This window comes from Sinorhizobium terangae, from assembly GCF_009601505.1.
GTDB classification, from domain to species: domain Bacteria; phylum Pseudomonadota; class Alphaproteobacteria; order Rhizobiales; family Rhizobiaceae; genus Sinorhizobium; species Sinorhizobium terangae.
Map to the genome: position 1 here is coordinate 1 of NZ_WITC01000001.1, position 7,690 is coordinate 7,690.

Sequence of the window (7,690 nt, forward strand, 5' to 3'; positions counted from 1 at the left end):
ATCGTGCTTTCCGAAAATCGGGTCCGATTTTCGGGCCGATGCGCTAAGCAAACTCCGTACGCCCCAGCACAGGACGCCGCTCTTTAGCGAGACTTAGCCGCCCTCTTGCGCCCGACAAGACGCCTGACCATCGCGCCGAACCTCGGGCCAAACCTTGCCTGTGAAAATAGCGCATGGTCGTCCAGAGTATTGGCCGACTGCAGCCGCGCGATCTTCAGCATGGTCTCGGCCTGCTCGATCGTGAGGTCGGTGTTGCAAAAGGTTGCCTGAAACAAATTCATCACCGCGGGCACGATCATGTTCTGCAGGTGCCTGCCGTCTTCGACGAAACGGTTCGGAAACGCCTCGGTCACGATCTCGTAGGCGGGGAAGTAATAAAGGCGCCCTGCCCATGCATCGCTGCGCTCGCGGATCGTCTCGTCGATGGCGGCCCGAATGATCGCCTTGGATGCCGAGTTGGCCGTCAGGCAGGCGATGGGCCGGAATGTCGCGATCAACGGAATCGGCGAGACGGTGACGACGATCTTCGCCTGGGGCACGTGTTTTCCGATGAGCTCGATGATCTCCTGGATGCAGGCCTTCGTCTCGGCGAAGGTGCAAACGCGGAACTTGTGCCGGCTGGGATCGTAGTGCTTCATCGGAACGGCACGCCAGAAGACGCCGCCCGTCAACTCGTCGTACCAGATTTCCGACAGGCCGAACGTCAGAATGAAGACGTCCGTCTTCAGGAACACGTCCCGGGTGCGCGTCCGGATCTCTTCCGTCAGGTCGAACTCTTCGGCCTTGTAGCCATGCCAGAGATTTGTCGGCGGCGCTATACCCTCGAGCGCCCAACGGAACTGCTGGACGATCGAGTGGACATTGACCAGGCCCTCGCCCATCGACGAGATGTAGATGTCTCGATCGCGGTTCTTTGATACATCGAATCCCAGCTTCGCTAAATGCTTGCTGATGTTCTCGGCAAAGCACGAACCGAAGGCAGTAACGTTCGTCGTGGGAGAGATGAACGGCTTGTCCGGGGTCCAGCCCTTAAGCAGGAAGCGCGACGCAAAGTCGTCCTTCATGTGGTCGGAGCCGTATGGATTGAAGTTGCTGGCGCTACCCCGGAAAAAGGATGACCCCATCTTCTTGGGAGCCTCTCCCGCCGGGACAACGGAGACCGTCTCCTGGAAACCGGAATGGTCTATCGCCTTGATCGACATGATTGCCCCTTTGCCACGTGGCCGCGCGTGGACCCTAGTAAAGTGGCGTTTGTGAGGCAATAACAGTTGAGCAACTGCGGCAACAAGCCGAATTGGATCTTGCCCGATTAGAATAAAGTTGAAAATGGCGCGTCCAGGCGGCCGCGACACCTTACCCTAACCGCGGATCACCCAGGCCCCCAGCACAAGCAGGATAAGCGGCGGCCCCAGCAGCATGCCGCCGAAAAACAAAGCCGCGTTTTCTACTCGCCTGCCGGCTTGAAGTCGGCTGTTGATTTCGTCTGGAACGACAATGCTCGCACTTCCGGGTGTCGCGGCCTTTTCCCTTATGGATGCTGCCTCTTTCTCGGCTTTCCACCCGTCGGTGACCACTGCCCAGCCCTTGACGAAGATGGAGCCTCCATCCGTCACGTCTCGCCGCCGTCCTTCGACTTCAACGTAGACGACCAGTGTCAGCACCCAAAGCGCAGAGACGATCAACCACAGTCGAAAGAGGCCACGTGCGATATTCATCTTGTGCCCTACCTCACTACCGAGGATAGCACAGTGGCGATCGGCGACTAGTCCGTTCAATTTAGACCGCCACCCGGACGCGCAATTAAACAACTGCGGCGCGTCGCCGTAAGGTTCGCGGACTTTTGGGCCTCTGTTCATGCGCACATCGTCGCAGACTGCAGCACATGTCGCGCGCACCATGCCTCGCGTCGACACTCTTCCTGGTGGGCCGGTCGCTTCGATCGTCCCGTGCTAGCGGGCATCCGCATCGGGCTGCTGACGATCAAACCGCAACTTTGACTATTGCTCCCGCTGCCGCTGATTTACGAACGGCGATGGCTGGTGTTCACTCGCGAGGGTGAAGGCTCTTAGCCTCGTAGTTGTCTCGGTGGCGGCCTTCGGCCCCTCAACCTGGCAGAAGCTGTCCAGGCCAGCGCGATCTGCAACGAACGCGCGGAGATGGTTCGGCATGATCCCGGGATGTCATTGCACCTCGTCGGCGACGGAAGAGACTCATACTATGCACTACCCCCTTCCGTCGCCGTTCCCTTCGTCCAACTCATGGACGGACAGAAAGCCGTACTGCTCCAGCCACTCACGAAGGATGAGCCGGATTATCTCGTCTCGGGTCATCTGGAGTTCTTCGCAGGCCAGAGCGAGCGCCAGTTCAACGTCATCGTCGAAGTTCATTGTCCCCCTACCCTACGCACTACAACCAGAAGGTTGAATGGTCTCACAGCACAGGTTGCAGTCAAGGATTACCCAGCGCGCTCAATGGGATAAAGCCAAATTGGGCTAAGACTTATGGCCCATTTCCATATGGGACTAAAGTCCTACACACAGCGCGATTATCGCGCAAAGGACGCTGCAGCGCTTTGATTTGCTGCATGTTTCCTTAAGTCACCAGGACTTAGCGAAACTGCCGTTGGCAGGAAAAAAGCCGAGGCGCTCGGATTGTCGGTCGCCGCCCGCCGCCTTTCCTCGCCGCAGCAGCGCCGGGCACGGTCGATGGCTCGCTGCTCGCGCAGAGATAGCCGCAGAGTCGGCGGCCGACGTGAGAGCTTCTTCAGGCTTCCCTCAGTCAAACGAGCGCGAAGCCCGCATTCGAGAAGATGAAGTTGTCAGCGCTGAGTTCGTCCGTCTGCACGCCGAGCAGGGTGACCTGGTCGACCGTGCCATTCAGATGCAGAACGGCATTCCCATTGGCATCGTCGCTGATGTTGGGCAACAGGTCGGCGAAACTCGTGTATCCATAGCCCGAGATCTGAATGACATCCTTGTCGATCCCGAAATCGAAGATCTGGTCCCGCCCGCTGTAGCGGGCAAACAGGAATTGGTCGGCACCCGTCAAGTCGGGGAAGGGGCCAGGAAAACTAGAGCCAAGCACGCCATCGCCCCAGAGCTGATCGTTGCCACGGCCGCCGATCAGGGTGTCGGTTCCACCGTCGGTATCCACGGCGCTCTCCACATCGCCATAGAGGACGTCGTCACCCGTGCCTCCGTCGAGCAGGTCGTTGCCGCCGCTGGCGCCGCGCTCGCCGATAAAATCGCCGTAGAGGATATCATCGTCCGAGCCGCCGTAGAGCTGGTCGTCGCCGCCGAAGCCGCTGCTCAAAAACAGCGTCGTGACGCTATCGCCGTAGAGTGTGTCCTTCCCGTTGCCGCCTTCAAGCCGGTCGTCCCCGCCGAAGAAAAAGTCCTCTGTGGCGTGTGCGTCACCAGACAGGGTATCGTCTCCAGCGCCGCCATCCAGCCTGTCGTTGCCCCCGCGCCCGGAAGCCATTTCGAAGGCATCGCCATAGAGTATGTCGTTCCCTCTGCCCCCGTCGAGCCGATCATTCCCGCCCTCGGCGCCGAAAGAATCAATCGAGAAGGCATCACCGTAGAGCGTGTCGATCCCATTGCCCCCGTCGAGCCGGTCGTCGCCGCCGCGACCCAGGTCGGTTATCGCCCAGGCGTCGCCGAAGATGGTGTCGTCACCGCCGCGGCCGAAAAGGCGGTCGCTGCCGCCTTGCCCCGAGGACAGGGCGCCGCCGATCTCGAGGACACCAAATGTATTACCCGTCGTGAAGGGGTCTCCGAAGATGATGTCCGGATCGTTCGTCCCGAAGATGTCATTGTCGAGCCCGGGATAAGGCCCGATGCCACCGATCAGATTCGCCATGACCTGTTCCTCCCCAGTACTGAAGAGCGGCCGATGCTGATCCAAGAAGCTTGCGCCGCCCCTATGGGTCCGCAGATGATACTACCTTCAGGTTGACGCAGCGATAACCCGTGGGTGGCAGAAGCGCCGCGAGAAGTACACGTTGCGAGCGGCTTACCCAACTGAAGAATATGCCGTCGCATCCGATGGAGCTCATGGAACCCCGCTGGAGCGAGACCGAGCCGGCTGCTTTCAGGGACAAGAACGGAACGTGAATTGAAAACCGTTTCCAATTTGTTGGAAACCGGCAGCTTACAGGAATGCGAGAAACAAAAACATGAAAGTAGCTGGTGGGTGATCACGGGCTCGAACCGTGGACCCGCTGATTAAGAGTCAGCTGCTCTACCAACTGAGCTAATCACCCGTCCAGAACCGCGTCGCTGCGGTCTGGTGGGGCGTATAATGGCGTTCGCCCGGCTTGTCCAGCACCCTTTGCAAAATTTTTGGGAAATTCTTCAACGGCTCACAGTGAGGCGGCGAAACCGGTGGTGCAGCTCGCGTGGACGACGCCGTCTGCCCCTTTCCTCTCGTCGGTGCGGCGCCTCGGCTGCGCAAAACCGCTCACGCTTATCCCCCGTCCCGTTCTAAACTGCGCTCATCAGGCCGGCGTTCTGGAGGAGCAAGAAATGGCGTCGATGACGGTTGAATTGCGCAATGTCGAAGGCACGGAGGCGGCGATCGGCTGGGCCGGAAGCCACACCGTCGTGGTCGACCGGCCGGAGGGCAAGGCGGGCGGCCGGGGGCTCGGCTTCAATGGCGCGCAGTTGCTGGCGCTGGCGCTTGGCGGCTGCTTCTGCAACGATCTTCGTTACGCCGCGCACCAGATGGGCGTCGCCCTCGGCAAGATCGCCGTCACCGTCACGGTGGAGCTCGAAGGCGAGCCGCTGCTGACGACGGCCGCGGCCATGTCGGTCAGCTGCGAAACGCTCGACGGCTCCGATCCGCAGGCGATCATTGATCGCGCCAAGGCGATCTGCATGGTCGCCAACACGCTCAAACAGGGCGTCCCGGTGGAGATCCGGTCGGCTGCCGCTGCGTGATCGCTTGAATTCAACGTGTTGCATTGCCCTTTTGCGCGCCAGGAAGGACGCACGGTGCCCGCCGCTCGCCTACCCCACCTCGACGAGCAGCGCCCGGTGGTCGGAAACTTCCGGCTCCTCGACCACGTCGAAGCGGTTGACCTTCACCTCCGGCGTCACCAGCATGTAATCGGCGAAGCGGTTCTCCTTTTCGTAATAGGAGGTCCGAGTATCCGTGAAGCCGCGTGATGTCACGAGATCGGTAAGCCAGAGCTTCCCCAGCACCTCGAAAGTCTCGCTTCCCGGCAGGACATTGAAGTCGCCGCAGACGATCAGCCGCTCGTTGTCGCGCCGCACCCGCTCCACCAGGCTCACCAGCGCCTCCACCTGCGCCCGGCGCGCCGGCGTGTCCTCTTTGCCGGCAAGGTCGCGCAGGCCATGCATATGAGCGATGGTGATGGTGAAGCTGTCCGCGTAGCTCATCAGCCGCAGGCAGTGAGCGTTTCGCGCCCGCGGATGCGCGCCCCAACCGTCGGCCGAAAAGCTTCCATGAACGAAGTCGAGCGCCTGGCCGATGACCGGCAACGACTTGCGGACGAAGGTGGCCAGTCCAAACTCGGAGAGAACCACGTCTTCGCCGTCTAAGAGCTCGCCCCTCGCCGTCGGGCAAAAGAAACCGTCATGTCCCGGAAGCACGGCGGCGATCTCGTCGAAGAGATTGGCGCGCTGCGGCAATTCGAGCCCGCGGTCGCGGTAGACCAGCCAGTTGGCGCGCGAGGCGGCCGTGCGCGTCACCTCCTGCAGGCAGAGCACATCCGGGTCGATCTCGGCGAGATAGCGGATCAGCGGCGCATGCACCCGGCCGCCCCATGCGTTCAGCGAAACTATACGCAATGCCATATCTTTTGCTCCCGTTCGCCTTGCAGAACGAATGTCCGTGAATCTACGTCAGACCGCCAGCTCGCCGTCCGCAACCTTGACCGCATGGCCGCCGATGCGGGCGGTCGCGATCTTGCCGCCGGCGATGTCGAGATGCAGGTGAAGGAAGGACGGCCGCCCCATCTCCACCCCCTGCTCGATCAGGATCGGATGGTGCCCGTCGACCAGTTCGTCGAAGAGGTTGATGGCGCCGGCAAGGGCTGCGACCGCCGAGCCGGTCGCCGGATCCTCCCGCTTCTCGGGGTTGAACATGCGGGCGTGGAAGCGCGCCATGTGGTTGACGCCGCCGCGGCAGTAGAGATAGGCGCCGGCGAGCCTGCCTTCGGCCATCGGCGCAAGCTGCTCCCACCGTTGCGCGTCGAATTCCACCGCCGCCACCGCGCCGACGTCGTGCAGCGGCACCATGACGAAGGGCACGCCAGCGGTCCAGAACGAGATCACGTGGTTCTCGAATCCGATCTGCGTTGCCTTCACGCTCAGCGCGTCGGCGATCGCCTGCTTGTCGAAGCGCGCGTCGAGCCGGCTCGGCTTGCGCGGCAGGTCGAACTCGGCAAAGCTCGCCTCCCCCGGCTTCAGCCGCACCGCCGAGCGCACCGGCCCCACCCGTTCCTCGAGCACCTGCATCAGGTCGAGCGGCTTGCCGTAATCGCCATGGCTGGCTTCCGCCAGCGCCACTGCGGCCCCGACGGTCGGATGGCCCGCAAAGGGCAATTCATGCACCGGCGTGAAGATCCTCAGCCGCGCCGAATGGGCGGCACTTCCAGGCCGCTGCACGAACACCGTCTCCGAAAGATTGAACTCCCGGGCAATCGCCTGCATGGCGCCGTCGCTCAGGCCGTCGCCATCGAACACTACGGCGAGAGGATTACCCTCCAGACGCTTCTCGGTGAACACGTCGTAGATCGCGTAGCGCCGTGTCATTCATCCCCCTCGCCGGTACCGCATGTTTCCTCAAATCGGAACCGATTCAAATAGAAAATCACGCAGAAATTCAAAATGCTACAGCGACCTGCGCCTCTTGATCAGACGCGCTGGCACTGTCGCGCGTGGCTGTGGAGAGCCGACCGGCCCTGCGAAGGAAATCACGCTCGTTTCAATGTCGTGTCGCACACACGAAGTCATCCGCAGGCATCGCGGCGCTCCATCGAAGACCTTGCAATGCCATCGCGCGCGCGGCAAGGCAAAATTGCGCGCGAGCAGGCGCCTCACTGCGGTCCGCGCGTCGCCACGCCAACCTTGATGGCGAACTCCGCGATATAGCCGAGGAACGAACCCGGGTCTTGCGTTTCCACGGCCAGCGCTACGTGGCCGTCCGGGCGCACCAGATACGCGGCATCGCGGCTCAAGCCAGCCGCTCCGGCGGCCGGTGTCCAGGCAAAGGCGTGGATCTGAACTCCGGTCGGAGCCAGCGCCGCGCGAAATGCCGGACTTGCTGCGCCATAGACATGGATCTGCCAGTCAAGCGAGGAAAGCGGCGCGAAATTGTCCCCCTCGCCGGCATCAGCCAATCCCTCGACGTAGGGGAGCCGATCGCCACCGCGCACGCGGCCGGCCCCGCCGCGGCTGATGGCGCTTTCGCGGTAGTCAATGCCTATCTGCGACACTGTCCGAAACGCGAGTCTCGCGCCCGCCCTGTTTGCGACGAAGAGGGCGATCATCTTCGGCATCAGGTAGCGGCGCCAGAGACCGGCGAGCGTCGACCGACTGGTCAACACCCGGAACATCTGATCGGTGGTCTTGATCAGCCGCCGGGCGAAGGCGATCCGCTCCGGCTCATAGCTGTCGAGCAGCCGCGCGTCCGCGCACCCGCCGAGAACGGCGGCGAGCTTCCA

At 62.1% G+C, this 7,690-nt stretch carries 8 protein-coding genes and 1 tRNA gene; 1 reads left to right on the plus strand and 8 read right to left on the minus strand.

Translation table 11 applies throughout. The features are described 5' to 3' along the window. Positions 1-83: 83 nt before the first annotated feature. The 5 genes from GHK62_RS00005 to GHK62_RS00025 all read right to left on the minus strand — a co-directional run bounded on the left by GHK62_RS00005 (position 84) and on the right by GHK62_RS00025 (position 4,264). The gene (locus GHK62_RS00005; protein ID WP_153436327.1) at positions 84-1,202 is read right to left on the minus strand and encodes a GSCFA domain-containing protein; all 1,119 of its coding nucleotides are present in this window, start codon (positions 1,200-1,202) and stop codon (positions 84-86) included. Positions 1,203-1,358: 156 nt separating this feature from the next. Further along, positions 1,359-1,715 (minus strand): hypothetical protein, encoded by a 357-nt coding sequence (locus tag GHK62_RS00010; RefSeq protein WP_153436328.1) that lies wholly within the window; start codon positions 1,713-1,715, stop codon positions 1,359-1,361. Positions 1,716-2,222: 507 nt separating this feature from the next. Further along, positions 2,223-2,387 (minus strand): hypothetical protein, encoded by a 165-nt coding sequence (locus tag GHK62_RS00015; protein WP_153436329.1) that lies wholly within the window; start codon positions 2,385-2,387, stop codon positions 2,223-2,225. Between the two features lie 391 nt (positions 2,388-2,778). Further along, positions 2,779-3,861, minus strand: coding sequence for a calcium-binding protein (locus GHK62_RS00020; protein ID WP_153436330.1), 1,083 nt, complete (start codon positions 3,859-3,861; stop codon positions 2,779-2,781). A 327-nt stretch (positions 3,862-4,188) separates the two neighbouring features. Further along, positions 4,189-4,264 (minus strand) — tRNA-Lys (locus GHK62_RS00025). 262 nt (positions 4,265-4,526) lie between these two features. Between GHK62_RS00025 and GHK62_RS00030 the strand changes: the two genes are divergently transcribed. Continuing rightward, on the plus strand, positions 4,527-4,940 hold the full coding sequence (locus GHK62_RS00030; RefSeq protein WP_153436331.1) for an OsmC family protein: 414 nt from the start codon (positions 4,527-4,529) through the stop codon (positions 4,938-4,940). A 69-nt stretch (positions 4,941-5,009) separates the two neighbouring features. Here GHK62_RS00030 and GHK62_RS00035 read toward each other — a convergent pair whose 3' ends face one another. From GHK62_RS00035 to GHK62_RS00045, 3 genes are all read right to left on the minus strand, one after another. Continuing rightward, a complete protein-coding gene (locus GHK62_RS00035; protein ID WP_184108558.1) occupies positions 5,010-5,819 on the minus strand; it encodes an endonuclease/exonuclease/phosphatase family protein in 810 nt (269 codons plus the stop codon). A gap of 48 nt (positions 5,820-5,867) precedes the next feature. Next, positions 5,868-6,779 carry a PhzF family phenazine biosynthesis protein gene (locus GHK62_RS00040; RefSeq protein ID WP_153436332.1) on the minus strand — a complete coding sequence of 304 codons (912 nt, stop codon included), beginning with the start codon at positions 6,777-6,779 and terminating at the stop codon, positions 5,868-5,870. A gap of 284 nt (positions 6,780-7,063) precedes the next feature. Continuing rightward, on the minus strand, positions 7,064-7,690 hold a 627-nt coding region (locus tag GHK62_RS00045), incomplete at its 5' end, for an aromatic-ring hydroxylase C-terminal domain-containing protein (RefSeq protein WP_193571410.1).